The organism is Pseudomonas sp. ASL9 (genome assembly GCF_056680335.1).
In genome coordinates, this window is record NZ_CM155277.1 from 5,843,252 (window position 1) to 5,869,050 (window position 25,799).

The 25,799-nt window shown below is 56.5% G+C and carries 22 protein-coding genes and 4 pseudogenes; 19 read left to right on the forward strand and 7 right to left on the reverse strand.

What is annotated here, in order from left to right; genetic code table 11:
• Positions 1–424: 424 nt before the first annotated feature.
• Entirely contained in the window at positions 425–1,585 is a 1,161-nt protein-coding gene (locus AC1ME2_RS26825; RefSeq protein WP_480438245.1) for a porin, read from the forward strand.
• Between the two features lie 67 nt (positions 1,586–1,652).
• On the opposite strand, the gene AC1ME2_RS26830 is transcribed toward AC1ME2_RS26825, so the two are convergent.
• The 4 genes and pseudogenes from AC1ME2_RS26830 to AC1ME2_RS26845 all read right to left on the reverse strand — a co-directional run bounded on the left by AC1ME2_RS26830 (position 1,653) and on the right by AC1ME2_RS26845 (position 4,821).
• A complete protein-coding gene (locus AC1ME2_RS26830; protein WP_480438246.1) occupies positions 1,653–2,561 on the reverse strand; it encodes a LysR family transcriptional regulator in 909 nt (302 codons plus the stop codon).
• Positions 2,562–2,671: 110 nt separating this feature from the next.
• Positions 2,672–2,824: pseudogene (gene glyA, locus AC1ME2_RS26835) on the reverse strand (serine hydroxymethyltransferase); the annotation flags it as partial.
• Positions 2,825–2,835: 11 nt separating this feature from the next.
• Complete coding sequence (locus AC1ME2_RS26840) at positions 2,836–4,143, reverse strand: amidohydrolase (protein WP_480438247.1); 1,308 nt, start codon at positions 4,141–4,143, stop codon at positions 2,836–2,838.
• Positions 4,144–4,203: 60 nt separating this feature from the next.
• The gene (locus AC1ME2_RS26845; protein ID WP_480438248.1) at positions 4,204–4,821 is read right to left on the reverse strand and encodes a trimeric intracellular cation channel family protein; all 618 of its coding nucleotides are present in this window, start codon (positions 4,819–4,821) and stop codon (positions 4,204–4,206) included.
• Between the two features lie 634 nt (positions 4,822–5,455).
• On the opposite strand from AC1ME2_RS26845, the gene AC1ME2_RS26850 reads away from it, so the two are divergent.
• From AC1ME2_RS26850 to AC1ME2_RS26895, 10 genes and pseudogenes are all read left to right on the forward strand, one after another.
• Positions 5,456–6,595, forward strand: a complete 1,140-nt coding sequence (locus AC1ME2_RS26850) for a lactonase family protein (RefSeq protein WP_480438249.1) — start codon at positions 5,456–5,458, stop codon at positions 6,593–6,595.
• 362 nt (positions 6,596–6,957) lie between these two features.
• Positions 6,958–7,095, forward strand: a complete 138-nt coding sequence (locus tag AC1ME2_RS26855; RefSeq protein ID WP_480438250.1) for a hypothetical protein — start codon at positions 6,958–6,960, stop codon at positions 7,093–7,095.
• Between the two features lie 113 nt (positions 7,096–7,208).
• Positions 7,209–8,135 (forward strand): SphA family protein, encoded by a 927-nt coding sequence (locus AC1ME2_RS26860; RefSeq protein ID WP_480438251.1) that lies wholly within the window; start codon positions 7,209–7,211, stop codon positions 8,133–8,135.
• 302 nt (positions 8,136–8,437) lie between these two features.
• A pseudogene (locus AC1ME2_RS26865) lies at positions 8,438–9,124 on the forward strand (cache domain-containing protein); the annotation flags it as partial.
• A gap of 123 nt (positions 9,125–9,247) precedes the next feature.
• Positions 9,248–9,982 (forward strand): methyl-accepting chemotaxis protein, encoded by a 735-nt coding sequence (locus tag AC1ME2_RS26870; RefSeq protein WP_480442352.1) that lies wholly within the window; start codon positions 9,248–9,250, stop codon positions 9,980–9,982.
• A gap of 409 nt (positions 9,983–10,391) precedes the next feature.
• The gene (benA, locus tag AC1ME2_RS26875; protein WP_480438252.1) at positions 10,392–11,756 is read left to right on the forward strand and encodes a benzoate 1,2-dioxygenase large subunit; all 1,365 of its coding nucleotides are present in this window, start codon (positions 10,392–10,394) and stop codon (positions 11,754–11,756) included.
• Positions 11,753–12,241 (forward strand): benzoate 1,2-dioxygenase small subunit, encoded by a 489-nt coding sequence (gene benB / locus AC1ME2_RS26880; protein ID WP_480438253.1) that lies wholly within the window; start codon positions 11,753–11,755, stop codon positions 12,239–12,241. Before benA ends, benB begins: the two co-directional genes overlap by 4 nt.
• 285 nt (positions 12,242–12,526) lie before the next feature.
• Positions 12,527–13,465 (forward strand): catechol 1,2-dioxygenase, encoded by a 939-nt coding sequence (gene catA / locus AC1ME2_RS26885; protein ID WP_480438254.1) that lies wholly within the window; start codon positions 12,527–12,529, stop codon positions 13,463–13,465.
• A gap of 248 nt (positions 13,466–13,713) precedes the next feature.
• A pseudogene (locus AC1ME2_RS26890) lies at positions 13,714–13,935 on the forward strand (PAS domain-containing protein); the annotation flags it as partial.
• 168 nt (positions 13,936–14,103) lie between these two features.
• Complete coding sequence (locus AC1ME2_RS26895; RefSeq protein ID WP_480442353.1) at positions 14,104–15,219, forward strand: methyl-accepting chemotaxis protein; 1,116 nt, start codon at positions 14,104–14,106, stop codon at positions 15,217–15,219.
• Here the strand turns inward: AC1ME2_RS26895 and AC1ME2_RS26900 are convergent.
• Positions 15,216–15,533 (reverse strand): annotated as a pseudogene (locus AC1ME2_RS26900) (helix-turn-helix domain-containing protein); the annotation flags it as partial. The gene AC1ME2_RS26895 and the pseudogene AC1ME2_RS26900 overlap by 4 nt on opposite strands.
• 241 nt (positions 15,534–15,774) lie before the next feature.
• Between AC1ME2_RS26900 and AC1ME2_RS26905 the strand changes: the two are divergent.
• The 8 genes from AC1ME2_RS26905 to AC1ME2_RS26940 all read left to right on the forward strand — a co-directional run bounded on the left by AC1ME2_RS26905 (position 15,775) and on the right by AC1ME2_RS26940 (position 24,715).
• Positions 15,775–17,121, forward strand: a complete 1,347-nt coding sequence (locus AC1ME2_RS26905) for an oxygen-independent coproporphyrinogen III oxidase (protein WP_480438255.1) — start codon at positions 15,775–15,777, stop codon at positions 17,119–17,121.
• Positions 17,122–17,143: 22 nt separating this feature from the next.
• Complete coding sequence (gene hemN / locus AC1ME2_RS26910; protein ID WP_480438256.1) at positions 17,144–18,532, forward strand: oxygen-independent coproporphyrinogen III oxidase; 1,389 nt, start codon at positions 17,144–17,146, stop codon at positions 18,530–18,532.
• Positions 18,533–18,635: 103 nt separating this feature from the next.
• Complete coding sequence (locus AC1ME2_RS26915; protein ID WP_480438257.1) at positions 18,636–19,439, forward strand: AAA family ATPase; 804 nt, start codon at positions 18,636–18,638, stop codon at positions 19,437–19,439.
• Entirely contained in the window at positions 19,423–20,010 is a 588-nt protein-coding gene (locus tag AC1ME2_RS26920; RefSeq protein ID WP_480438258.1) for a cytochrome c oxidase subunit 3 family protein, read from the forward strand. The genes AC1ME2_RS26915 and AC1ME2_RS26920 overlap by 17 nt, the downstream gene beginning before the upstream one ends.
• Before the next feature lie 10 nt (positions 20,011–20,020).
• Positions 20,021–20,278, forward strand: coding sequence for a cytochrome C oxidase subunit IV family protein (locus tag AC1ME2_RS26925; RefSeq protein WP_480438259.1), 258 nt, complete (start codon positions 20,021–20,023; stop codon positions 20,276–20,278).
• A gap of 647 nt (positions 20,279–20,925) precedes the next feature.
• A complete protein-coding gene (locus tag AC1ME2_RS26930) occupies positions 20,926–21,366 on the forward strand; it encodes a c-type cytochrome (RefSeq protein ID WP_480438260.1) in 441 nt (146 codons plus the stop codon).
• Between the two features lie 3 nt (positions 21,367–21,369).
• Positions 21,370–22,797 carry a cbb3-type cytochrome c oxidase subunit I gene (locus AC1ME2_RS26935; RefSeq protein ID WP_480438261.1) on the forward strand — a complete coding sequence of 476 codons (1,428 nt, stop codon included), beginning with the start codon at positions 21,370–21,372 and terminating at the stop codon, positions 22,795–22,797.
• A 76-nt stretch (positions 22,798–22,873) separates the two neighbouring features.
• Positions 22,874–24,715, forward strand: coding sequence for a nitric oxide reductase activation protein NorD (locus AC1ME2_RS26940; RefSeq protein ID WP_480438262.1), 1,842 nt, complete (start codon positions 22,874–22,876; stop codon positions 24,713–24,715).
• Between the two features lie 17 nt (positions 24,716–24,732).
• On the opposite strand, the gene AC1ME2_RS26945 is transcribed toward AC1ME2_RS26940, so the two are convergent.
• Both AC1ME2_RS26945 and AC1ME2_RS26950 read right to left on the reverse strand, forming a co-directional pair.
• Positions 24,733–24,924: a protein DnrP gene (locus AC1ME2_RS26945; protein WP_480438263.1), complete on the reverse strand. Its 192-nt coding sequence runs from the start codon at positions 24,922–24,924 to the stop codon at positions 24,733–24,735.
• A 5-nt stretch (positions 24,925–24,929) separates the two neighbouring features.
• Positions 24,930–25,613: a Crp/Fnr family transcriptional regulator gene (locus tag AC1ME2_RS26950; protein WP_480438264.1), complete on the reverse strand. Its 684-nt coding sequence runs from the start codon at positions 25,611–25,613 to the stop codon at positions 24,930–24,932.
• Between the last annotated feature and the right edge of the window lie 186 nt (positions 25,614–25,799).

Genomic DNA, 25,799 nt, shown 5'->3' on the forward strand with positions numbered 1-25,799 from the left:
CATCGGCGCCGAGGCCGTTACTAACTAGGGGGGTTCTCATGCTTATTTTCCTTAGCCCAGATAAGGGGTGTGGCTGCAGTCTTGGGCATGCGTCGGCAATCTGCACATGGCATTTCTGCAAGGCCCTCACCAACGGTGCAGGAAAGATCGGTCCTGCTAACAGGCACCTGCGCAGATCTGGGCATTTTTGACTCGGTAGGCACAAGGACGGTGCAGCTAACCTGAGTCATTCGGTAACCCGAACGCTCGCAGATGGCTTTTTCCTGGAAAGCTTGTGGTCATGTTTTCCGCAGAAGTTCTGAAACAGGTTGTTTCAGAGCCTCTGTGCTCACTTTGCTCAAGGTCTTGAGTAATGGTGAATAGGGGTATTGCAACCGAGCAGTGAATGCTGCGCCACCTCCACATGGATCTAAGGTGTTTGCACATGGCATTGCTTACCTCGTCGTCCTTGCGCCCTCTTTTCGGCGGTGCCTTGTTGAGTTTCGGTCTAATGAGCAGCGGCGCGGTCGATGCCGAAGGCTTTCCTGCAATGAAAATGCTCGCCCCGGGATTTGGGCCCTACACCTTCGATACCCCCAAGGAGGATGCTCTCAAGGTGTATGGCACGCTTGATGGTTACATTGACACCTACAACTCGGGCAGTACCTCGGGTACACGCTTTGCTGGTGGCGGGGCCTGGACCAACAAGATCGGCATGTTTTTTCGCAAATCATTGAATGATGATCTGTCGCTGCTAGGGGTGGTCGAGGAAGGGTTCAACTTTGACGGCAATGCGCTGTCGCACAATTCCAGCTGGGTCGATGTCGGTCGACTGCGCCTGGCCGCCTTGGCTTTGGAGTCAAAAACCTGGGGAAAACTGGAGGTCGGTAAGACTTACTCCATGAATGCACCAGCGTTCGTCGATCCTTTTCTCGTAGTGTCCAAAGAGTCGCCTTACTCTTCCCTGAGTCTGCCGGTCCATGCCCCTGGCTCGTATGCCCTTGATCTGCGGCCGAAGAACTCACTGGCCTACACCACGCCAAAATGGCACGGCCTGAGCCTGGGCTCGATCCTCAGTTTCGGTGTGGATGACGCTACCAGCACAGGGCGCATGATTCGGGGTGAAGGTATGCGGGTGAATTACTGGAGCCCGACGCTCGTGTTGCTCGGCGGCTACAACCGCTATTGGAGTGACCCTTTCGAGACGCCTGACAGCAGCCATTATCAGGTGCGCAACGATTACTACTTTGCCACTGGGATGTATGACTTTGGCCCTTTGAGTGCCAGTTTGACCTGGCAACAACAGGACGTGAAAGCGGCCGGAGTGCCGCAGCTCAATGTCATCACCGCGGGAACAATGATACCGGTGGGCAAGGACCTGGCCCGGGCGGTACTGGTTAGTCGACAGGTTCAGGGCAGCAACAACGACGCCTGGGGGGTGATGGTCGGTTACGACCACTTTTTCAACCCGCAAACAGCGATTTATGTCCGCGCCGGGCTAGTCGTTAATGAACCCAATGCCGGCCAGACCCTCGCCGCCATTCCACTGGGAGATCGCGGCGATACCCCGCAGGATCTGGCTGTTGGGGTGTACCACCACTTTTAGCGTTCTCCATTTTGTCGCTGTGGGCTCGAATGTGAAGTCTCAAGAACCATCAAGCAGGTAGCAGGAATTACCCGCTGTGCAACGCCTGCTGCAACATCCCAAACAACTGCCCGGCAGTCTTGGTCAAATAGCTGCGGTTAACGCACACCAGGTTGATGAAGTAATCGGGCACCGGCTCCTGGATGTCGACCGCTTGCAGATGTTTTGACATGTCACTGAGGCCGACCAGATCGTTGCCTAGGGCCGCTTCGCTCATGATTATCACCGCGTCGCTGTCGATCAGAAGCTTGATCGCCAGGTTCATCGCGGTGCATTCCAGGGTCTTACGCGGGCGGGTCAGGGCGCTGCCTTCGAACAGCTGGTTGAACTGCGACTGGGTATCGCTGAGTGGATCGACGCTGATCCATTGCGCATGTTGCAGTAGACGCAGGGATTTGACGTGGCGCAGCGGGTGCTCCTTGCGCACCACCACCACGCCGCGGATCTGGCGCAGCGGTTGCCAGTCCAGGCCCACGGTGTTGGCCGGCAGTTGCGAAGTGAGGGCGAAGTCCAGTAGGCCGTCGCGCAGGTGTTGCAGGAGTTGCGACGGGCGCAGTTCCAGAACGCGCAGCGAGGCTTGTGGGTAGGTCTGCTGGAATTCCAGCAGGACCTGCTTGAGCGGCTGCAGAACGGCCGTGACCGGCGTCACGCCGATGGTGATTTCGCTGACCACCAGGCCTTTCATGTCTTCGATTTCCTGACGCGCGCGGCGCACACTTTCCAGAGCCTGACGGGCGTGGCCGAGCATGCGCTGGCCGTATTCGGTGAGAGTCATACCCTTGTTGGAACGCACCAGCAGGGTGATGCCCAGTTCATTCTCGAGTTCTTTGATAGCCCGGCTCAGCGCAGACTGGGTCAAGTGCAGGACGGCTGAAGCATCCTGCAGACTGCCGGTTTCATGGATGGAGACGAGGGCTCGAAGTTGATGCAGTTTCATTATTATTCTCGACGTTGGCCAGAGGCCAGAGAGATGTTCTGGGGGAGTTTGCCAGAAGCTGGCCAATAGAGTCCGCCCGGCGTTGCACCGTGGCGGACGGAATATCGGGGTTAGTCGGGATAGACTGGGAAACGCTTGTTCAATTGTGCCTCGCGACCTGCCGCTTCGGCTTCCACATTGGCATCGCTCACGTGGTCGAGAATGTCGCAGATCCAGCCAGCCAACTCGCGGCATTCAGCTTGCTTGAAGCTGCAAGTGGTCACCCGGCTTACAATCAGTGGGTGTTGTCCAGCCAGGCAAGCGCCGCAACGAGCATTGTTTCCAAGCCAGTCTGAAGTGTGGGATGCAGTTGGGGAGTAAATTTGGAGGAGTGATTAGAGGGTACCTGGTTGATATTTCCGCTCTCGACGGCATTTTTCCACACCGTCTTTTCAGTGCTGCCAACCAGCCAAAATACATAAGGCACACCCCACTCCCGCCCGAATAGACTGAAGTCCTCGCTCGCGGAAACCGGGGCTGTCTCATGGGCCCGATCAGCAAAATAATCGTGGAAGGCCTCGGCCAATCGGGCCGTAGCAACGGTGTCGTTTTCTGTGACCGGATAGCTGTCGATAGCCGTGAATTCCGGAGGGTGGTCGCTGTTCGACGCCTGGCACTCAGCGCAGCAGATCCGATGCACCGACTCCAGCATTCGCTGGCGTACTCCCTCATCGTAAGTCCGCATGTTCAACTTGATCACGGCATCATCCGGGATGATGTTTTCCTTTGTACCAGCCTGCAGTGCCCCAATCGTCAATACTGCATTTTCCAGCGGTGAAATCTCCCGTGACACAATGGTCTGTAAGCGCATGACTGTTGCAGCAGCCATGACTACCGGGTCAATCGAGTTCTGCGGCATGGAGCCGTGTGCGCCCTTGCCGTAAAGTTTGATATGCATGCTATCGCCAGCAGCTAGAATCGGCCCGGCACGGTAGCCGACCGTGCCAGCTTCACCCACCATCACGTGTTGACCAAGGATGATGTCTGGTTTCGGAAAGCGCTCAAAGAGGTTGTCATCAATCATGGCCCGGGCGCCTTTGCCAACTTCTTCACCGGGCTGGAAGACAAGCATCAAGGTTCCACGCCATTGCTCCCTGTGTTGCGCCATCACCTGTGCGACCCCCATCAGCCAGGTAACATGCATGTCGTGGCCGCACATATGGGAAACATCGACAGTCAAACCCTCTGCCGTCTCGCCTTTGGTTTGGCTCGCATAAGGTAAACCCGTCTTTTCAGCCATGGGTAGCGCATCCATGTCAGCACGCAACATGACTGTCGGTCCCTGCCCGTTGACAAGCAGCCCCACGACGCCGGTTACGCCCACCTGCTCATGCACCTCGTACCCCCATTGCTTGATGAACGCCGCTGCAACACCGGCCGTACGCGTTTCTTGCATCGAGAGTTCAGGGTGTGAATGGAAGTCCTTGTAAATGGCTTTCAATTCAGGGAGCAGCGTCGAAATATCTGCCTTCATTGAGGATAGACAGGCAGTGCGCGATTGATTATCCATCAGCATCTCCAATTCATTGATCAATAAAAACATGAACATTCGTGATGGAGCGGCCATTAGCGTTCAAGAGTGCAGATTGGCCACGCTTAGGCTCTATTCCTCTTGCTTAATAGGAGGCAAGTTCCATTGAAATCGCAAGGAAAGCATCCGAATAGTCGTGCAGGCCGCGATTGCGATCCAGGGGCTAATGGAAGCAGGTAGCCATCCAAACTCGCCGAGCAACTGTATCCCCGCACCAAGAATGGCCGCTGAAGCGTAAATTTCCTTAGTCAATACAACCGGAACGCGGCCCAACAGCACGTCACGGATGATGCCACCACCAATCGCAGTGATCACCCCAAGTAATACGGCGAGTTCAGCATCGCCACTATGCTGATAAACCTTGTGAACCCCGAATGCGGCAAAAAAACCTAAACCTATCGCGTCGAAAAACAGGGTCGGTTGAGCCAGCTTTAGCAATGCCCGCTGGAAGAAGGCGGAGAGCCCTACAGCCAGTGTGATCAGCGTCAGATATTCAATATTGATCAAGCCCGCAGGCGGTAGGGCGCCAATGCAGAGATCTCGTAGGACTCCGCCGCCGCAGGCAGTGATGAAAGCGATGACGAAAACCCCAAAGATATCCAGCTGGCGGTTAATAGCCGCCAGCGCTCCGCTGACCGCAAAAACAAATGTGCCCATCAAGTCAATGTAGGGGAAGACTTCAAAGCCCATCTCGATACCTAATCAGATAAATCGGCGAAGCAGACGAATTCGCTTGTCGTTGTACCCAAAATGTTAACACTGCCGTGGGCCAAAAGAGGGCGCAAACAGGGATGATATTTTTTCAAGCCATTGACTAATCCATAAAATGTTGATTTTTGTCCAAGACGATGTTTTGGACTCTCCACATAAGTCTAGGATGTGATGAGATTTTCGCTCACCTCCTGGATCGAGCTGCCCATGAGCCAGATGAGCTTTTCCGATTTTTGGATAGGCTGGCAAGCGTAAGCAACCCGGGGTGAACGCTTTCTGGCTGAAATGGAACAGGTGGCGCCCTGTAGCGGTTTGCTGCGTAGGCCCAGGCAAAGGCGGAAAAGATCATTCCCGGCATGATGGGGTCGAGCCCCACAGTCATCCTATAAGTTGAAGCGGGTTCCCGCGGCATTCAGCCTATCGTCGACGAACGCCTCCCTCTAGGCGAAATTACGCAAACCTCTATGATCCTGCCGCTTACAAGAGACTATTCGACAGACCCATTGCGCTGTTTGTCAATTCAAGGTTGACAAAATAAGAATGGGCACCTAACAATTAAATGTAGTCATATGACAACAGACAACAAAAAAACAACAATAAGGAGAAATATCAGATGCTCCGAACCAAAGCCCTGAAAGGCCTCGCTAGCGCCGCGCTGCTGGTGATCGCCCCACTGACCTGGGCCAATACCTATGTCTACGTTTCCAATGCCACCGACGGCACGCTCAGCAGTTATGAGTTGTCTGCACAGGGGCAGTTGCATCCCCTGGCCACCACCGAGGCAGGAGCGGGCGTCATGCCCCTCGCATTGAGCCCCGATCACACCAAGCTCTATGCCTCCATACGCGCCAAACCTTACTCGGTGGCGACCTACACCATCGACCCTGCCACCGGCGCACTCAAGCACCTGAAGAACTCGACCGTTGCCGATAGCCTGGCGTACGTTTCGACGGACAAGACCGGCCACTACCTGTTCGGTGCGTCATACGGTGAGGATCTGGTCAGCGTTAATTCGATCAATGCCGACGGTGTGGTCACGGATGACGTGCGGCAAGTTATCAAGACCGGCCCGAATGCTCATTCGATCATTGTCGACGGAACCAATCGGTTCGTGTACGCCGCCAACCTAGGCGCAGATCAACTCCTTGAGTTCAAATTCGACGCCACCAGCGGCAAACTCAATGCGTTGGGTCACGTCAAACTGCCCAAGGGCAGCGGCCCGCGCCACCCGGTCATATCGTCTGACAATCGTTTTCTCTATCTGCTCAACGAGATGGCCGGCACCGTAACCACGTTTGCTATAGACCCGAAGACCGGGCAACTCACCGCGCTGACTGACGTCAGCACGATACCGGCAGACTCAGGCCTGGTGCGCGGTATCGCCCGGCCGATGATCAAGCCCGGACAACCGGCACCGCCGCCGTTGGCGTCCAATCTGATCTGGGCCGCTGATATCAAGCTGACGCCGGACGGACGCTTCCTCTATACCTCGGAGCGCACAGGCAGCACGGTCAGTGTGTTTGCGGTAGACCGGAAAAGTGGTCGGCTCAGCTTCGTGCAAAATATCAAGGTAGAACAACAACCGAGGGGGATTGCCGTGGACCCGTCGGGAAAATGGTTGCTGGTCACCGGTGAAAAAAGCCCTGACGTAGGCGTGTACGCAATCGACCCGAAACGCGGTACGCTCACACGCAACGCCACAGCGCCTTCCGGCAAAGGCGCAAACTGGGTGCAAGCGGTCAGCTACCCATGATGAAGCTCTAGGGTCCGGCGTGACCACCCTCAAATCGTCCTGACCAAATGGTCTTCAGGAATGGACTCTTCCAGCGACGCCGGAAAAGACTGGTCTGGTCTCGTGCTTCACCTTGGATGTCCGCCATAAGAAATGCCCCTGATCTTCCGATGAGGGGCATTTTCTTAAGCTGTGGCGAGAAATGCCAGGTTTTCACACGGCCTGTCTGAGCGCCATGCTAATCGGTGTGCCGCTATCCATATCTGGCATAAGTTGGCCGTTTCGCATGAAACGGATAAAGGTCTGCACTAAACGGATATTGCGTCGAGCGCTGCACTCTTACCCTTGGCAGGCCTTGATAACAACAATAAAAGAGTCCTGCCATGCGCAAAATAAACGTCCATACCCTGGTCGACGAGACCGCCCAAAACGTCGAGATCAACGAGTGCGTGGATAGCGCTCTAAAGTTTCTCGATACCTGGAAGAGTGCCAACGCCAACGAACGGATGAGCGAGAAATAAATACCCCGAATCAATAGGGCGAACCTGAGTGCTTGCCCCATTCATCCGGACGGCGGCGTGTGGCCGATAGTTTTTGGGCTTAAAACAAAAATAATAGCGTGGGGAAAAGTTAGATGAAAGTAATAACGTCTGTTGCCATTGCGTCGATGTGTATAGCGCTGACTACCGGCCAAGTGGGTGCACAAGAGTTATGGGAACCCCATCTTCCAGGTGTCGACGAGGGGATGGCGGCTGGTGCCCTGCCGCCGCCGGGTCTATATGGCGTGCTTAATAATTACTCGGTCTCGTTCAACCAGTACGACAACAATGGTCATAAGACTGGCGTCAAGATCGATGGTCAGGTGGAGGTGCCCATCGTCTTATGGCAGACCGGGATCAAGGTATGGGGCGCCGATTACGCCATGGCTCTGGCTCAACCTCTGGATTACTCCAACTTGAAGGTTCCCAACGACCCTAACCTGTCCGACAACGGCCATTGGGGCACCTTTAATACCATCTTGGCTCCCGGCATTTTGTCCTGGTCCCTGCCCAACGATTTCCATGTAAAAACCGCCTTGCGGATTGTTGTGGATGACGCCAGTTCGTCTCCGGGGCATCCCCCTGCAGGTGGCGGCCTCGGCTCAGGCAACGGCTTTTGGACAGTACAGCCCGAACTGGGGGTGAGCTGGCTGCATGACGGATGGAATCTAAGCATGGATGCTTTTTATTCTTACAACTTCAAAAACACGGCGACTCAGTACAAGTCAGGCCAGGAACTTGAGGTCGATTACACCGTGGCCAAGACCCTCGGCAATTGGACGGTGGGCCTGGGGGCCAACCAGGTTACCCAGACCACAAGTGACTCCGGTGCTGGCGCCATCGCCGCGGGCTGCCCCGCGAACGGCGGTTGCAAGGCGGTCAACTTTGGCGTCGGTCCACTGGTTGGCTATCAGTTCGGAGGCGTCCACATCATGGCGGAATACAATCACGATGTTTATACGAGGAACGACGTCGGCGGCGACAGGGTCAACCTTCGTTTTTCGGTACCCATCTCCCTCTGATTCTCCGCAATGGGTAGGGGCATGATGCACGCCGGGTTCGCCCGGCGGGTTTAAGCCGGCCGACCTCAGGGCGGCCACACAATCGAGTGCAAAACCTGACCCATTCGGGTCAGGTTTTACGATGTCCTATAAAGACCCTGCCATGGGCCGCTCCCACTTCGGGCAGCGGATCCCCGTGCGCCGAGTAGATGAGTTCAATAAGGAACATTCCCGTGCCTAGCCTGCGAAACGTACCCATCAACCGCCGTCTATGGTTAATTCTGCTGGTTTCTCTGTTGATGCTGGCGGCACTTGCTGCGCTCATGCTGCAGCGAAGCTACAGCAATCTCTACAACGCCAAGGTTCAGCAGACCCGCAATGCCGTGGAAAACACCCTGGGAGTTTTTGTCTATTTTCAGGGGTTGGAACAGGCTGGCAAGCTGACCCGCGAACAAGCCCAGGAACAGTCCATGGAAATGGTTCGCGGCTTGCGCTATGCGGGCCAGGAATACTTTTTTATCCAGAATTTACGTTCTGTGATGCTGATGAATCCGGTCAATCTTAGGCTGGAAGGGCAGGACGTTAGCGGTCTGAAGGACAGCAATGGTCTGTTGTTTTGCGCTGAAATGATACGCATCGCTAAGGAGCAGGGGGCTGGCATGCTTGCCTATGCGTGGCCCAAGCCGGGGGGCAGCGAGCCGGTGGAGAAGGTTTCCTACATTGCGCTGTTCAAACCCTGGGGCTGGGTGCTTGGCACCGGAATCTACCTCGACGACATAAAGGCACAGTTCCGCGATGAACTGCTGCAGACGTCTTCGCTCTGTCTGCTGATCGCCTTGTTGTTGGCTGCTGCCATCAGCCTGATCGTGCGCAGCATTTCCCGTCCGCTTCAGCAAACCGTCGAGGCCATGGCCAATATCGCCAGTGGTGAAGGCGACCTGACCCGTCAGTTGCAGGTGAGTGGCCGTGACGAGCTGACTTCCCTGGCACTGCATTTCAACGCCTTCACCGACAAGCTGCGCCGTGTCATTGGGGAAATGCTTGGAGTTGCGCAGTTGCTGGATCGCGCCGCCCAATCCCTGAGCGACAGCGCCAGTGCTGGCCAGCAGCAAAGCGGCCAGCAGTCGCAACAAATGGAACAGGTGGCCACGGCAATCAATGAGGTGGCCTATAGCGTGCAGGATGTGGCAAAGAACGCCGAACACGCCGCCACCGAAGTGCGCAGTGCTGAGCAGCAAGCCGAGGAGGGCTTGCAGAGCATTGATCGCAGCTTGACGCAGATCGATCAATTGTCGACGACCATTGCTCAGGCGGTGAGTGCGATCCAGTCGCTGGCCGAGGACAGTACCCGGATTGGCGGTGTGCTGGAGGTTATCCGCGCCATCGCCGAGCAGACCAACCTGTTGGCGCTCAACGCAGCCATCGAGGCGGCTCGAGCCGGGGAGCAGGGGCGCGGTTTTGCGGTGGTGGCTGACGAAGTACGTTTGCTGGCTCAGCGAACCCAGCAATCAACGTCGGAAATCCAGGTGATGATCGAGCAACTGCAGAGCAAGTCCGGCGCTGCGGTCAGCGTAATCAACGACAGTAGCCAGGCTTCGCGTCTGACGGTGGAGCAAGCCAGCCAGGCCGGTGCCAGCTTGAACCAGATCGCCAAGACGTTGCGCAATATTAGCGGCCTGGGCGCCTCCATCGCCAGCGCGACGTTGCAACAGTCCCAGGTGGTCGACGAGATCAATCAGACCGTCGCCCAGACGGCCAGCCTGGCCCACAGCAATGCGCAAACGGCAGAAGAGTCCAACACTGCCAGCCAGCATCTGGGGCAGGTGGCCAGACAACTGAATCATCTGCTGGGACAATTTCGAGTGTAAAAAGTTAGCACGCCAGCATGACGCTGCTATTGGGGCGATCCTTCACTTTCGGTTAGGACCGGCCAGCCTTGATCCACTGCTTCAGACCGATTCTGTTGAAAAAGTCGATTTTTTTACGTTGACGGCGAGAGCATAGGTACTCAGGCGTGGCCGTGATGCGACGGGCGATATCACGAGCGGCTTCACGGATGCTGCGGCTCGATATTGTTTCTCCGATCATCCAGGCCAGCATTGGCGCTGCAACCCCACTATGGCGCCGATTACGATGAAAACCGCCTGGTCGCCATCTATACCTGGAAGCTCTAGTGAGCTGCGTGAAACGGATACAGGTCTGCACGGATAGGATATTGCTTGGCCCGCCTGCTCTCCACACTGTGGATACCTAATAACAACAATGGAGTCTCAGGCCATGTCCGTCAGCATCGAGTATCTCAATTCTTTGCTTGAAGAAAATCGTGAAAAAGGCGTTTACCGCTGCAAGCGGGAAATGTTCACCGACCCGCGCCTGTTCGATCTCGAGATGAAGCACATCTTCGAGGGCAATTGGCTCTATCTGGCACACGAGAGTCAGATTCCGCAACAGAACGATTACATCACGCTGCAAATGGGGCGCCAGCCCATCTTCATCGCCCGCAACAAGGACGGTGAGCTCAACGCATTTCTTAACGCCTGCAGTCACCGAGGCGCGATGCTGTGCCGCCATAAGCATGGCAACAAATCATCCTATACCTGCCCCTTCCATGGCTGGACCTTCAGCAACTCCGGCAAGCTGCTCAAGGTCAAAGACCCGAGCGAGGCTGGCTACCCGTCAAGCTTTAACTGTGAAGGTTCCCACGACCTGATCAAGGTTGCATGCTTCGAGTCCTATCGAGGCTTTCTGTTCGGTAGCCTGAACCCTGATGTGGTTCCTTTGGCCGAGCATCTTGGAGAGTCGGCCAAGATCATCGACATGATTGTCGACCAGTCCCCGGATGGACTTGAGGTCTTGCGAGGCTCGTCCAGTTACATCTACGAAGGGAACTGGAAGCTGACCGCCGAAAACGGTGCTGATGGCTACCACGTCAGTTCCGTGCACTGGAACTACGCGGCTACCCAGAACCAGCGCAAGGAGCGCCTGGCGGGCGACAACAACCCGACGATGAGCGCCGGCGGTTGGGCCAAAAATGGAGGTGGTTTCTACTCCTTCGACAAAGGTCACATGCTGTTGTGGACCCGCTGGGCCAATCCGGAAGACCGGCCTCTCTACGAGCGTCGAGATGAGCTGGTCGGTGACTTCGGACAGGCTCGCGCTGACTGGATGATCGGTAACTCGCGCAATCTGTGCCTGTACCCCAACGTGTACTTGATGGATCAGTTCAGCTCGCAGATCCGTATCGCCCGGCCGATCTCGGTCAACCAGACCGAAATCACGATTTATTGCATCGCACCTAAAGGCGAAAGCGCTGAGGCAAGGTCGCGACGGATCCGCCAGTACGAAGACTTTTTCAACGTCAGCGGTATGGCGACGCCGGACGATCTGGAGGAGTTCCGATCTTGCCAGATGGGCTATCAGGGCAGTGCGACCGCCTGGAACGACATGTCCCGTGGCGCCGAACACTGGGTTAAAGGCGCCGACGATGCTGCCCGCGAAATCGACCTGCATCCGTTACTCAGCGGCGTACGCACCGAAGACGAAGGCCTGTTTGTGCTGCAACACAAGTACTGGCAGGAAACCATGCTCAAGGCGCTAGCGGCCGAGCAGTCCCGGTTGATTCGGGTGGAGAAGGCGCAATGAGTGTTTCCTACGAAACAGTGTGCGACTTCCTCTACCGCGAAGCACGCTACCTGGACGACAAGCAATGGGATCAGTGGTTGGAGCTATACGCGCCAGACGCGACGTTCTGGATGCCGTCCTGGGATGACGATGACGAGCTTACACAAGATCCGCAGACAGAGATCTCGTTGATCTGGTACGGGAGACGTGAGGGTCTCGAAGACCGGGTGTTTCGAATCAAAACCGAGCGCTCCAGTGCCAGCATTCCCGACACCCGTACTTCACATAACTTGAGCAATATCGAGATCATCGAGCATGGCGAAGGCACCTGCCGGGTACGTTTCAACTGGCACACCCTGAGTTTTCGCTACAAGACAGTCGACAGCTACTTCGGCATCAGCTTCTACACCTTGGATGTAAGTGGCGAACAGCCGCTGATCAAGGCCAAGAAAGTGGTGCTGAAGAACGACTACGTTCGCCAGGTCATCGATATCTATCACATGTGAATGAGGCTGTATTCAGCCGCTGTCTTCGCGGGGTGTCATGTCGTTTTACTGCATGTCGCCAACTCCGAAAATGGCATTTTGAATGCGGTTCTGCGAGGTCGCCATGAACCACAAGATTGCATTGACCTTCGAGGATGGGATTACCCGTTTAATCGATGGCCGATGCCACTTAGGTGATGGTGACCTGGGTTGAATGCCCATCCATGACATTAGCCAGCGTTGTTGACGTTTGGCCAGTACTGAAAAACCGTTGATTAATAAGACCGATAAGAGAGGTTGACCAGCATGAACGTGAAGATTTCCCATACTCCCGAAGTCCAGGCCTTCTTCAAAGAAGTGAGCGGTTTGGGTAATGACCAAGGCAGCCCGCGCCTGAAGCAGCTGATGTTTCGGGTCGTCAATGAAGTCGCGAAAATCGTCGAGGACATGGACATCACCGATGACGAGTTTTGGGTGTTAGTTGACTATCTGAACCGCTTGGGAGGCAGTAACGAGGCGGGCCTGCTGGTCGCAGGTTTGGGCATTGAGCACTTCCTGGACTTGCTCCAGGACGCCAAGGATGAGCAGGTGGGTCTTGTCGGTGGTACTCCACGTACGATTGAAGGTCCTCTCTATGTGGCCGGTGCTCCGCTTTCTCAAGGAGAAGCTCGGCTGGATGACGGAAGTGAAGACGGTGTCGCCACTGCGATGTTTCTGCAAGGCGTGGTGCGCGATGCCGACGGCAATCCGGTGTCGGGCGCTGTGGTTGACCTCTGGCACGCCAATACCCAAGGGGCTTACTCCTACTTTGATTCGAGCCAGTCGGAGTACAACTTGCGTCGACGTATCGTCACCGATTCCGAAGGCCGCTACCAAGCACGCTCCATCGTACCGTCGGGTTATGGCTGCAACCCTCAGGGTCCGACCCAGGAATGCCTGGACCAGTTGGGCCGACATGGCCAGCGGCCGGCGCATATTCATTACTTCATCTCGGCACCAGGCCGTCGCCATCTGACGACTCAGATCAACCTCTCCGGGGACAAGTACCTGTGGGACGACTTTGCCTATGGCACCCGTGATGGTCTGGTAGGTCAGGTGAACTTTGTCGAGGGTAATGCACAGGCCGAAAAGCTTGGAATAGTGGGGCGTCACGCTGAGCTTGAATTCGACTTCCAGTTGCAACGTGCGCCGAGCCCTGAAGCCGAGCAGCGCAGCAATCGTCCAAGGGCTTTGCAAGAGGGCTGAGTCGCCTGTCTGACGGGAGCGGGCCTAGCAATTAATCCGAGGCCCAGCTCCTTTCGTTCAGATTTCTTGAGACTGGTTTTAAGCGGCGGGGGGCAACGCTTTTTCAGGGCATCCTTAGGGGTACACGCTAGGTTAGCGTGACCAAACAATCTGCGGTGGCCACATGACATCATTTTTTGTGAGTATTGACCTTGCGTATAAATCGCCCGATTACCACTGTTGAGCAAACGTTCCCAGCTCAGCAGCGTTTGATTTCAGCTACTGATGCCAGTGGGAAAATCATCTATTGCAATAATGAGTTCGCGAGCATAAGCGGCTACTCCCGTGAAGAGTTGATGGGCAGCCCACACAATTTGGTTCGTCATCCCGACATGCCTCCTGCCGTTTTCGGGCTGATGTGGGGCTATCTGAAGGCAGGCAAAAGCTGGATGGGAGTCGTGAAAAATCGCTGTAAAAATGGAAACTATTACTGGGTCAGTGCGTATATCACTCCCATTCTCGAAGATGGCCGTTTAACAGGCTACGAGTCTGTCAGAGTTAAGCCGACTCGCGAGCAAATAAACCGCGCACAAATGCTTTATGAGCGATTGCGTGCCGGTAAAAAAGCCATGCCGAAAAGGCGCCACTTTGCCACCTTTATGGGAAGGATGACGTTGCCCGCAACTGCGGCGATGATGGCGGCAGCCGCTAGCGTGCTGCCGAGCCAAGCAGCCCAAGCGGTAACAACCGCGCTCTTTCTCGCTATGGGGTGGTGGTCATATATACAAGAGGGAAATCTGCTAAAGCGAATTATTAAAAGCGCTCCTGATGCTTTTAGTGATTCGATCAGTGCCCTCACTTACAGCGATACATATGGCCCGTCGGCGCAACTGGAAATGATATTAATGAGTGAGGAGGCGCGCCTTAAAACCGCCCTGACTCGCCTGAGCGATCTGGCTAGCCAAGTGGCTGAGGCAGCAGCACATACCTCTTTACTCTCCAACCAAACTGAACATGCCCTGCTGGAGCAGCGGGCCGAAACGGACATGACGGCTGCCGCGATGACTGAAATGGCGGCCTCAATCAGCGAGGTGGCCGGGCATGTTCAACAAACAGCCACTGAAGCACAAACAGCAAATGAACTGGCTGAGCAAGGCGATAAAGTAGCCGGGACTTCCCGAGAGGCCATTCAGCTTCTGGCTAGTACGGTAACGAATATAAGCACAGCCGTTGATAACCTCGCCAATGAAGCCCAGCAAATCATGACCGCTGCCGGGGTGATTCAATCCATTGCGGATCAAACCAACCTGTTGGCCCTCAATGCTGCGATTGAAGCGGCCAGGGCTGGTGAGCAAGGCCGTGGTTTTGCGGTGGTGGCTGATGAAGTTCGCGCCCTTGCCAGCAAGACTCGTGTGTCGACTCAACAGATTCAAAGTGTCATTGAAACCCTTAAAAAGGGGGCTGATGAGGCTGTAAGCATCGCCAGGCTCGGTATCCGCGAGGCCGATCACGGCGTACAGCAAGCGATAGAGGCACAGAGCGCCCTTCAGGGTATTCGCGAGGCAGTTGAGCGGATCAGTGGCATGAGTCAGCAAATGGCAGCCGCTTCAGAAGAGCAGTCCCATGTTGCTGAAGGTATTTCCCAGCAGATTAATAACGTTGCAGGGACTGTTGATAAAATAGCTAAAAACGCTAACGCAGCAGTCGTCCGTGGTAACGAGCTTGAGACGACATCTCGTGGTTTACACGCCCTGGTTGAGCGTTTCAACAGGTAGCGGGCCTTAGGGCAGACATAGGCTTCTTCAACATTCATTTTCATAGCACGCCGCTTGCCCGCGATTTGCTCCGGAGAAAAACGCTCTCGAAGCAAGTGGGTAACCGGCTCAAAGCGCTCATTGCCCGTGACCCGTTTCTTGGACGGACGACAGACTTTGCGCCGCTCACGGGTATAGGTTTGTGCAGCATGCGCCGCGTAGCCTGCGCTGAAGGATCGATTACGACGAAGCTCATGGCTAATCGTGGAGGGGCTACGGCCCAGCATCCGAGCTATTTAGCGCTGACTGAGCTTCTGATATCGCCCGACCTGAATCGTGGCGCGTTAGGGCGACTGCGCCCATCGTACCCGCACTGCCTTTAATGGCGTGCAACACGGAGGCCGCCCATAATCAATTTTCAGGCAGTGGATCCGCGACCAGTCGCATGGTCAGTCTTCCGAAAAGCACCGTAAACAGCCGCGCGGCGCTGTTAACTTCCTGTGCTTGATGCAAGTCAAGGAGCATCGACCGGTAAACCCGGACACTGGCCATCTGCAGCCAGTCTCGGAGACCGTCATGCTCGAATTGTTTCACAACCCCAGCGAGCGGATCAGTCGGTGTGATCAAGGCGTGCTCGACCCCAACTGTCAGTTTGACACCCAAAAGTTTCATGGCGGCATTGGTTCTCTGGATCTGCTTCGTGCATTGCGCGGCAGTCGCCAGAAGCAACGTCCGCTGTCCCTGAACGTGAAGTTACCCTCCAGCCTGAAGCCTTCCTTGTGTTCCCCGTGCACTATCGCGTGTGAGCGCAGCAGGATCGAACAGTACCTTCAGCGTCTGGAGCACGAAATCGACCTGGTCGGTTGCCACCTGAGTGCCGAGCAACGGGTCGAGCAGTTTCATCTGGGCGGGGGTACACCCGCGATTGCCCACGTGCAGCGGCTGATGAGCCACCTGCGCAGCAGGTTTAATTTTCTCGACCATGATTGCGGCGACTACAGCATTGAGGTGGACCTTCACCATACTGACTGGGCGACCATGGGATTGCTGCGCGATCAGGGCTTCAATCACGTCAGCATCGGTGTTCCGGATATCGGTATCGACAGTGAAATGTCAGTGGCCTGCTATCAGAACCCGGCCCCGATCCATTCGCTTATCGATGCCGCTCGCACCTTTGGCTATCGATCCATCAATGTTGATCTGGGCTTTGGTCATGCATGGCAGACACCCGAGAGTTTTGCGCTGAAGCTGGCGACCGTTATCGAACTGGAACCGGACAGGTTGCAGGTGTTCGATTATGCCCGGCCGCCACAACGCTATCAGCCAGTGAGCGGGGACAAAGTCAGAGAGCGTTGCAGCCAGGACGACAAAGGTGCGATGCGCCAGATCTGCTTTGAACAGCTGATCGCCGCGGGTTACCACTACATGGGTCTGGGGCAGTTTGTCAGGCCCGATGATGATCTGGCGATCGCTCAGGAAAGAGGCCGGTTACGCCGCAACTGTCAGGGCTTTACCCGCCATGGCTATTGCGATCACGTCGGCTTCGGCATAGGCGCCATCAGCCAGATCGACGATGTATACACACAAAACACTGACGAACTGGAGCACTACCAGTTGCAACTGGACCGTGGCCAACTGGCGACCTGTCGCGGCTGGCGCTGCGAGGCCAGTGATCAGATCAGACAGAGGGTCATGGAGCGCCTGTCGTGTGACCTGGAGCTGGATATCCAGGCCATCGAAACCCGTTATGGACTGATTTTTCGCCAGTACTTCTCATCAGCCTGGCCTTTGCTGGAGCAATTGAGTCGGGATGGGTTGATTGAACTGTCGGACCGTTTCATTTGCATTCTTCCCGCCGGTCGGTCGGAAGTGGACGCCATCTGCAAGCTGTTTGAAAAGGATTTGGGCGATGCAAGGCACTAACCAAACTGCGAGTTGATTGATCATGAAACCTTCGTTTGATTTTAATCGAGCCCTGGTCGAAAAGTATGACCGGCCAGGGCCGCGCTATACCTCTTATCCCACGGCGCCACAGTTCCATCAGGCCTTTGCCGTCGACGACTACCAGCGTGCCGCCCGGGACAGTAATCAGGCGGCCGTTCCCAAGGCGCTGTCGGTGTATATCCACATTCCGTTTTGCAAGAGCCTTTGTTACTACTGTGCCTGCAACAAAATCATTACCCAGAAAACTCATCGCGCTGTCGAGTACCTGACGTACCTCAAGCGTGAAATTGTAATGCAGGCAGCCTTGTTCGACAGCACTCGCAAGCTCACGCAACTGCACTTGGGCGGTGGCACGCCGACTTATTTGACTGGCGAGCAGTTGGCTGACCTCATGGACTGCCTGCATCAAGCATTTGATATGGATGACAGCGATGATCATGAGTTCTCCATTGAAGTCGACCCGCGCACCATCAGCACCGAGCAGATTCAATCGTTGCGCCAGTTGGGCTTCAACCGCCTAAGCTTCGGCGTGCAGGACTTCGATCCCGAGGTGCAAGCTGCGGTCAATCGTCAGCAAAGCGAAGAACAGATTTACGCGCTGGTCGCGGCCGCCCGTCAGGCCCGGTTCAAGTCAGTCAGTGTCGACCTTATTTACGGCCTGCCGTTGCAAACCGTAGAGAGTTTCGATGTCACCCTCGGCAAGATTATCGCGCTGCGCCCGGACCGGATTGCCGCTTACAGCTATGCCCATCTACCGGAACTGGTGCGCGCGCAACGGCTGATTCGCCTGGCAGACATGCCGCCACCTGAGCGCAAGCTGGAGTTGCTTGAACTGACCATCCACCGTCTGACCGAGGCCGGTTACGTCTATATCGGCATGGATCATTTCGCCTTGCCGGACGATGAGCTGGCGTTGGCCCGCGCCAATGGCACCCTGCAGCGCAACTTTCAGGGCTACTCGACCCACGCTGACTGCGATTTGATTGGCCTTGGCGTATCCGCTATCGGCAAGGTTGGCGATAGCTACAGCCAGAGCGTCAAGGAGCTTTCTCATTACTACGCACGTCTGGATCAAGGTTTGTTGCCGGTGCATCGAGGCTACAGGTTGAGCGCCGATGACGTGCTGCGTCGTGAGCTGATCAGCGATTTGATGTGTCACGGCCGGATCCATTTCGGAAAATTCGAAGCGCAGCATGGCATCTGCTTTACCGAGTATTTTGCCGATGCACTGGCGCAACTGGACGAGCATGTTCGCGACGGGCTGCTGCAGATTCACGAGGACGCATTGGTGCTGTTGCCGCAAGGGCATTTGATGATGCGCAGTGCCGCGATGGCGTTTGATGCCTACCTCGGTGGCGAGAAAAAAGGGCAGTTTTCACGCACCGTTTGACGGCGATCAAGTTTGCCGGCCATGTTGCTTGCCAGGTTGTCGTGGGCACCCGTAGCGTGGTCCTCAAACTCGCTGTTGAGTCCTGCTCTTGCATGAGGTGCCCGTGGACCGTACGCATTCTTTCGAACACAAGGCCGAACCCTTCTACCAACCGCTGAACAATGAAGAGGCGCTGTTCGAGCAAGCCTGGCGACATGGCATGCCGGTTTTGATCAAAGGCCCCACGGGCTGCGGCAAGACCCGTTTTGTCCAGCACATGGCCCATCGGTTGAAACTGCCGCTGTATACCGTGGCGTGCCACGACGATCTGAGCGCTGCCGACCTGATCGGTCGTCATCTGATTGGTGCCCAAGGCACCTGGTGGCAGGACGGACCGTTGACCCGCGCGGTGCGTGAGGGGGGTATCTGCTACCTCGACGAAGTGGTCGAGGCACGTCAGGACACAGTGGTGGTCCTGCATCCGCTGGCCGATGATCGTCGAGAGCTGTTCCTGGAGCGCACCGGAGAGGTTCTGCAGGCACCGCCGTCCTTCATGCTGGTGGTGTCCTACAACCCCGGTTACCAGAACCTGCTAAAAGGCATGAAACCCAGCACGCGACAGCGCTTCGTGGCGATGCGCTTCGGCTATCCGCCGGTGGCCGATGAAGAGCGTATTGTCGCCAGAGAGGCCCAGGTGGACGTCGCGCTGGCGGCGCAGGTGGTCAGGTTGGGGCAGGCCCTGCGGCGGCTGGATCAACATGATCTGGAAGAAGTCGCGTCCACGCGGTTGCTGATTTTTACGGCGCGAATGATCCATTCCGGGATGAGCCCACGTGAGGCGTGCATGGCCTGTCTGGCCGAGCCGCTGAGCGATGATCCGCTGACCGTCGCCGCGCTGATGGATGTGGTTGATGTCCACTTCGCCTGACATCACTGGCGCATCTCCCGGCCACTTGCCGGGTGATCTGGCGATGTGGTTTTTCATCCTCGCCGAGCTCTCGGTGTTCGCGATCCTGATCATCGCGTTCGCGGTGACCCAGGCACTGAAACCCCAGCTGTTTAGCGAAAGCCGCCAGTTGCTCAACAGCTCCACTGGATTGGCGATGACCTTGAGCCTGCTCACTGCCGGGCTATTTGCCGCGCTGGCTCAGAAGCAGGTCAGGCAATCGAGGGCCCGCCGCGGTGCCTTATTTCTGCTGGCGGCGTTGCTGGCCGCCGGTGTCTACGTGGTGTTGAAGCTCACTGAATACCGGCACCTGCTGGCCTCTGGGTTGGGCATGGAGCACAACACGTTTTTCACCCTGTACTGGATCCTCACAGGGTTTCATTTTCTTCATGTATTACTCGGCATGCTGATTCTCGGCTGGCTGGCCGAGCGCTGCCGGCGTCGTCTGTATAGCGCCAACAACCGAAGCGGGCTGGAATCCGGCGTGCTCTATTGGCACATGGTCGATCTGATTTGGGTGGTGCTTTTTCCACTGGTCTACATCCTGAATTGACGAGGTACTCATGTCCGCTTCCAGGGTTCTGGTTGCCTGCTGGGCAGGGTTGGCGGCCTTAAGCGTGTGCACCGTGGTACTGGGGCACGCTGGTGCGACTCTGCCGCTGTCTATTGCCATATTGCTGGTCGCCGTCGGCAAGGCCTGGCTGATCGCCGACGGCTTCATGGAAATGCGCCATGCGCCGCGACTGTGGCGCAGGTTAATGCTGAGCTGGGCGGTGGCACTGGCCACAGTGGTTGGGCTGACCCTGATGTCAGTCAGTTGAGCAGGGTGTGCATCCCCCCCAAAGATCGTAGCCTGCGGCAGCTCCTATCAAACTGATTTTTAATCTTTTAAAAACAATGTGTTGGCGCTTGTCTTGATGTGTATATCCGGCATTTGGGTGTTCTGGAATTACGGTTTCGCTCTTACAGCGAGTCACCTTTTACAAGCGCCTAAAAGGTAACCTAAAACGCTTGCCCCTCCATACGGGTCCTCGCTGGGGCGAGGACTGCCCTCGCTCCGGCGTTGCTACGGGGGCCGCCGCAAGGGGGCCATCCCTGGCCCCGTGCGGCTAACTCGGCGTCCTGCCTCGTTACCCCCTGCGCAACGCCTGCGCTCGGCCTTCTGGAAACGGGGCCTTGCCGTAATTTGGTAGTCAATTCACTCCGAATCCCAAAGGCAGATCAAAATCTCTGTAGGAGCGAATTCATTCGCGAAGGCGGCGTACCTGACACGCCGCCACTCATCGCGACACACAAATCGCAATCCAGTTTGCTGCGCGACAGCGCGGCATCGCAGACGGGGCGACATCTCTTATTGGGCCTTGAATGTTATACCCGACCAAAACCATCTGGCTTTCTTGATCGCCATCAAGCAGGTTTCAACCCTTCGCTTCCTATCATGGACAGGCCAAGCAAAGAGGAAGCGGCTATGTCAGAGACCTTCACAAAAGGCATGGCCAGGAATATCTACTTCGGGGGAAGCGTGTTCTTTTTCCTGATATTCCTGGCCTTGACCTATCACACGGAACAGACCTTTCCAGAGCGCAGCAATGAAGCGCAATTAAGCGAATCAGTGGTGCGCGGCAAGTTGGTCTGGGAGCAAAACAACTGTGTTGGCTGCCACACGCTGCTGGGCGAGGGCGCCTACTTTGCGCCTGAGCTGGGCAACGTGTTCAACCGGCGTGGCGGGGAGGTGGGTTTCAAGCCCTTTCTGCATGCATGGATGAAGATGCAACCCTTAGGCGTGCCGGGGCGGCGGGCGATGCCTCAATTCAATCTGAGCGAGCAGGAAGTGGACGATATGGCTGAGTTCCTTAAGTGGAGCTCGAAAATCAACACCAACGGCTGGCCGCCAAACAAGGAGGGCTGAGAGATGAACATTGCTAATCCCTATCTGAAATTCGCCTCGCAATCTGTGGCCAAACCTTACTTTATATTTGCCCTGATATTATTTCTTGGGCAGATCGTGTTCGGCTTGATCATGGGCCTGCAATACATCGTCGGTGACTTTCTGTTCCCGATGATTCCCTTCAACGTGGCGCGGATAGTGCACACCAATCTGCTGATCATCTGGCTGCTGTTTGGCTTCATGGGTGCTGCGTATTACCTGATACCAGAGGAGGCCGACCGCGAGCTGCACAGCCCGAAACTGGCAATTATCTTGTTCTGGGTGTTCGCGGTCACGAGCGTGCTGACGATTCTTGGCTACTTGCTGGTGCCCTATGCGGGGCTTGCCAGGTTGACCCACAACGAGCTGCTGCCGACCATGGGCCGGGTTTATCTGGAGCAGCCGACCATCACCAAAATGGGCATTGTGGTGGTGTGTCTGGGCTTCCTCTACAACATCGGCATGACCCTGCTCAAAGGTCGCAAGACCACGGTGAGCATGGTCATGATGACCGGGCTGACCCTGCTTGCAGTGTTCTTCCTGTTCTCCTTCTACAACCCCGGAAACCTGGCCCGCGACAAGTTCTACTGGTGGTGGGTGGTGCATCTTTGGGTGGAAGGCGTATGGGAGCTGATCATGGGCGCGATGCTGGCTTTCGTGCTGATCAAGATCACCGGGGTAGACCGGGAAGTGGTCGAGAAATGGCTCTATGTGATCATTGCCATGGCGATGATCACCGGGATCATCGGCACCGGTCACCACTACTTCTGGATCGGTGCGCCTGAGGTCTGGATATGGGTCGGTTCAATCTTCTCCGCACTGGAGCCGCTGCCCTTCCTGGCCATGGTGATCTTCGCTTTCACGACGGTAAAGAACCGTCGTCGGCAACACCCGAACCGCGCTGCCACGCTGTGGGCCAAGGGCACCACGGTGACCGCCTTTTTCGGCGCTGGGGTCTGGGGTTTTCTGCATACCCTGGCACCGGTCAACTTCTACACCCATGGCACACAGTTGACGAACGCTCACGCTCACCTGGCCTTTTTTGGTGCCTACGCGATGATCGTGATGACCTTGATCAGCTACGCCATGCCGCGTCTGCGCGGGATCGGCGAAGCCTCGGACGAAAGAGCGCAGACCGTCGAGATCTGGGGCTTCTGGCTGATGACCCTGTCCATGGTGATGATCACTCTGTCCCTTACCGCCGCAGGCGTCGTGCAGATAGCGTTGCAGCGTTGGCCGGCCGATGGTGTCGCCTTGCCGTTCATGGCGACTGTCGATCATTTGACCGCGTTCTTCTGGGCGCGTCTGGCCAGCGGGGTGTGTTTCCTGGTGGGGTTGCTCTGTTACCTGTTCAGCTTCAAGCAGCGTGGCCGCGCAGCCTTACGCGCACCTGCCGCTGTTGTCCCTTCATGAGCCGGTGCAACGGCTAGAAAAGGTCGGTCCGGCTGATACAGCGGGCCGTTTTTGGTTTCCAAAAAGGGCAAATACCATGGCCTTTACCGTCGAACTGGAAGAGTGGGTGGGCAGCGTTTGGCATCGCTTCATCACTCGACGCGCCAGCCCGGATTTCCCCGAGGCGCGGGTGGAGCTTGCCAATCAGCAACGACCGCTGGCGCTGTTGTTTCGCGCCATGGGCGGCGCCAGCAGCATCAGTGTGGAAGCCGCCAGCGACCGCGACCTGTTGCTGCGCCGTAACGTGCTGCAGCAGATCGCCGGGACTTGCAAGCAAGTTCCATTGGCCTGGTGCGACGAAAATAACCTTCGTCTGCCGTCGAGCCTCGCGGTCTTCCCTGAAGTGGCATTGAACGAGGAACTCTATCGCTGGCTCGCGCTGCTGGCAGCGCAGGCTGGTCAGATGCGTCATTGGGGTCGGGATAATCAGCGTTGGACGCAAACGCTGCTGCGGCGCTACCCGGCGTTGCGCTCTCGCTACAAACGCCTGGTCGACGCCCATCTGCAACTACGCCCGGATCCGGCGTCGTTGAATACCAGTGAGGCGGCATTGGAACGGGCGTTGTGCCAGGCGTTACGCGAGCCGGGCAGTGTCGAGCATTTTCCCCGTAGCGAGCGCGCGGCATGGCCATTGTCGCTGTGGTTGTACCCGCCGCAGAACCTGGCAAGTCCACAAGACGCAGATCTGAGCGAGGAGTCGGAAGAGTACCTGACTACGCCCCCCAGCGAGCAGAAAGGCGGCCGAAAACGCGCCAAGCGGATTGATGAGAACACTAGCAAAGGCGGGCTGTTGGTGGTTCGTCTGGAGAACCTGTTCAGTTGGACCGAACACGTGGACCTGGATCGCTGGTCGGACGACAGCGAAGACCCGAACGCCGCCAGAGTGGCCGAAGACCTGGACGAATTGGCCCTGTCACGCACGCGGTTGCGCAAGGGCGGGGGCCTTAAGCTGCACCTGGATTTACCGCCGGCCGATGTCGACGATATTCCGCTGGGCGAGGGCATCAAGTTGCCGGAGTGGGACTATCGCAAACAGCAGATGCAGGACGGCTTCGTCAATCTGCAAATGATGCTGCCGCGCGATTGCCAGGCACAGCCGTTACCGTCACGACTGAAGGCATCGGCGAACCGCCTGCGGCGCCAGTTCGAGCTTCTGCGCAACGACCGTCAATGGTTACGCCAGCAACCTCAGGGATCAGAACTGGACATGCAGGCCTGGCTGGATTTTCACGTTGAACGCCAGCATGGTCAGTGCGCCGAACGCGGTCTGTACATGGAGCAACGGCAGACTCGCCGCGACCTGGCGTGTCTGTTGCTGGCGGATGTGTCGATGTCCACCGATGCCCACCTGAACGATGAGCATCGAGTGATCGATGTGATCAGGGACAGCCTGCTGCTGTTTGGCGAAACGCTGTCGGTGTTGGGTGACGATTTCGCCTTGTACGGGTTTTCTTCGTTGCGTCGCCAGCAAGTACGCATGCAAGAACTCAAGTCCTTCACCCAACACTATGACGACAACACCCGAGGTCGCATTCAAGGGCTCAAGCCGGGGTATTACACGCGCATGGGCGCCGCCATTCGCCAGGCCACGCAACTGCTGGGCGGCTGTAAGCGGCGGCGCAAACTGTTACTGCTGCTGACTGACGGCAAGCCCAATGATCTGGATCTCTACGAAGGTCGCTACGGTGTTGAAGACACCCGTGAGGCGGTACTGGAGGCACGGCGTCAGGGATTGACGCCGTTCTGCATCACCATTGACCGCGAGGCCGGTGATTACCTGCCGTATATGTTTGGCGCCAATGGCTACACCTTGATCCGTCAGCCCGAGCAACTACCCTTGCGCTTGCCGCAGCTGTATCGCCAACTGACTCAGCCTTGAGCTGCGTGGCTGCCGCATCAGTGGATGCTGCGCGGCAGCCAGAAAAACATGATCACGCAGAAGATCGTCAGGCCGATGCAGAACCACATGAATCGGCGCTGTCGACGTTCTCCAGCGTGTTCGGCCAGTGCCGGCAGGGGCATGCCGCATTGGAGGCATTCGGGTTCCTGTGAGGGGTTGGTGTGTTGGCAATACAGACAGGTGGGCATGACATTCACTCGAACTGTTCCAAGCGCAGACGATCAAGAATCTCGATCTGGCGACCGTCTTGAGTGATGATTTTTTCATCGATCAAACGCCGGATTATTCGCGAAAACGTCTCCGGCTGGATGGAAAGATGCCCGGCGATCAGCTGCTTGGCCATTGGCAGTTCGAATTGGCTGTCAATGGTTTGCAGGCGGACCAGTTGCGTCAGCAGATACCGCACGACCCGGTGGGTCGCATTTTTCAGCGACAGGGTTTCGATCTCGTTGACCCGCTGGTGCAGGCGTACACACAGCTTGCCGAGCAGGGCAAAGGTCAGGCGACTATTGCTTTGCAAAAGACGCATATAGGTGCTGTTGGATAAGCGATAGAGCTGAGTGGGACAGATCGCTTCGGCAGAAGCCACATAGTTGGGTGTGTCCATCAGCATCATTGCCTCGGCGAAGGTTTGCCGTTCACTGATGACCTCAAACACTTTCTCCTGCCCATCGGGTGTCAGGCGGTAGATTTTCACCGCCCCGGCAATCACGAAGTAGAACGAGTCGGCTGGCTCGCCCTGACGGAACAGCGGTTCGCCTTTGTCGATGCTCAGCAAGTGGCTGGTACTCATCAGTTCATCCAGCTGTTCTTCATTCAACGGCTCGAACAAATGATGACTGCGCAGAATCTGGTGATGGACGCGATGGAGCACCATAAAAATTCATCCTGAAGGTTGAGGAGGGGGACGGCTATCACGTCAAACGAGGCCTAGAGACACACCGCTGGCCAAGGCCACGATTGAGGTCAAAACCACAAACCATGCCAGTGGCTGAATGACTTTTTTCATGACGACTCCGGGCAATCGAGAGGGATTAAAGGTTTCTGTGAAAGTGCTCATGCT

Bases quoted from the DNA above. Each gene is read 5' to 3' on its own strand.
- AC1ME2_RS26925 (WP_480438259.1), top strand. From the start codon at position 20,021: ATGTCCGCTTCCAGGGTTCTGGTTGCCTGCTGGGCAGGGTTGGCGGCC.
- AC1ME2_RS26825 (WP_480438245.1), top strand. From the start codon at position 425: ATGGCATTGCTTACCTCGTCGTCCTTGCGCCCTCTTTTCGGCGGTGCC.
- AC1ME2_RS26930 (WP_480438260.1), top strand. From the start codon at position 20,926: ATGTCAGAGACCTTCACAAAAGGCATGGCCAGGAATATCTACTTCGGG.
- AC1ME2_RS26950 (WP_480438264.1), bottom strand. From the start codon at position 25,613: ATGGTGCTCCATCGCGTCCATCACCAGATTCTGCGCAGTCATCATTTG.
- AC1ME2_RS26940 (WP_480438262.1), top strand. From the start codon at position 22,874: ATGGCCTTTACCGTCGAACTGGAAGAGTGGGTGGGCAGCGTTTGGCAT.
- AC1ME2_RS26870 (WP_480442352.1), top strand. From the start codon at position 9,248: ATGGAACAGGTGGCCACGGCAATCAATGAGGTGGCCTATAGCGTGCAG.
- hemN (WP_480438256.1), top strand. From the start codon at position 17,144: ATGAAACCTTCGTTTGATTTTAATCGAGCCCTGGTCGAAAAGTATGAC.
- catA (WP_480438254.1), top strand. From the start codon at position 12,527: ATGAACGTGAAGATTTCCCATACTCCCGAAGTCCAGGCCTTCTTCAAA.
- AC1ME2_RS26830 (WP_480438246.1), bottom strand. From the start codon at position 2,561: ATGAAACTGCATCAACTTCGAGCCCTCGTCTCCATCCATGAAACCGGC.
- AC1ME2_RS26850 (WP_480438249.1), top strand. From the start codon at position 5,456: ATGCTCCGAACCAAAGCCCTGAAAGGCCTCGCTAGCGCCGCGCTGCTG.
- AC1ME2_RS26840 (WP_480438247.1), bottom strand. From the start codon at position 4,143: ATGTTTTTATTGATCAATGAATTGGAGATGCTGATGGATAATCAATCG.
- AC1ME2_RS26860 (WP_480438251.1), top strand. From the start codon at position 7,209: ATGAAAGTAATAACGTCTGTTGCCATTGCGTCGATGTGTATAGCGCTG.
- AC1ME2_RS26905 (WP_480438255.1), top strand. From the start codon at position 15,775: ATGCTCGAATTGTTTCACAACCCCAGCGAGCGGATCAGTCGGTGTGAT.
- AC1ME2_RS26920 (WP_480438258.1), top strand. From the start codon at position 19,423: ATGTCCACTTCGCCTGACATCACTGGCGCATCTCCCGGCCACTTGCCG.
- AC1ME2_RS26845 (WP_480438248.1), bottom strand. From the start codon at position 4,821: ATGGGCTTTGAAGTCTTCCCCTACATTGACTTGATGGGCACATTTGTT.
- benA (WP_480438252.1), top strand. From the start codon at position 10,392: ATGTCCGTCAGCATCGAGTATCTCAATTCTTTGCTTGAAGAAAATCGT.
- AC1ME2_RS26945 (WP_480438263.1), bottom strand. From the start codon at position 24,924: ATGCCCACCTGTCTGTATTGCCAACACACCAACCCCTCACAGGAACCC.
- AC1ME2_RS26935 (WP_480438261.1), top strand. From the start codon at position 21,370: ATGAACATTGCTAATCCCTATCTGAAATTCGCCTCGCAATCTGTGGCC.
- AC1ME2_RS26895 (WP_480442353.1), top strand. From the start codon at position 14,104: ATGGGAAGGATGACGTTGCCCGCAACTGCGGCGATGATGGCGGCAGCC.
- benB (WP_480438253.1), top strand. From the start codon at position 11,753: ATGAGTGTTTCCTACGAAACAGTGTGCGACTTCCTCTACCGCGAAGCA.
- AC1ME2_RS26855 (WP_480438250.1), top strand. From the start codon at position 6,958: ATGCGCAAAATAAACGTCCATACCCTGGTCGACGAGACCGCCCAAAAC.